Annotated in this window: 1 protein-coding gene; it reads left to right on the plus strand. The window is 67.6% G+C overall.

From position 1 onward, the window contains the following. Positions 1-469: GMC family oxidoreductase N-terminal domain-containing protein (locus tag RNB18_RS51470; protein ID WP_311720991.1), on the plus strand; the 469-nt coding region annotated here is incomplete at both ends.

Consider the following 469-nt stretch of genomic DNA (forward strand, 5'->3'; position numbering starts at 1 on the left):
CGACAAGGGCGGCGTGCGGGATGTGGTGACGGCACGCCGCGAGGTCATCCTGTGCGGAGGCGCGATCAATTCCCCGCACCTGCTGATGCTGTCGGGAATCGGAGACCGGGACCAGCTGGCGCGCCACGGGATCGAGGTGACCCGGCACGCGCCCGCTGTCGGCACCAATCTCCTTGACCACCTGGTGGTCCCGCTGGGGTTCGACGTCCGCGACGACAGCCTGTTCGCCGCCGAGAAGCCGCTCGAACTGGTCAACTATCTGGCTCGCCGTCGCGGCATGCTGACCTCCAACGTCGGCGAGGCGTACGGATTCGTCCGCAGCAGGCCGGAACTGGATCTCCCTGACCTCGAACTGATCTTCGCCCCGGCCCCCTTCTTCGACGAAGGGATCGGTGACCCGTACGGTCACGCCGTCGTGATGGGCCCTATCCTGCTCAAGCCCCGCAGCCAGGGCACCATCACGCTGCGG

Source organism: Streptomyces doebereineriae (genome assembly GCF_031845645.1).
In the GTDB taxonomy this organism is placed as follows: domain Bacteria; phylum Actinomycetota; class Actinomycetes; order Streptomycetales; family Streptomycetaceae; genus Streptomyces; species Streptomyces canus.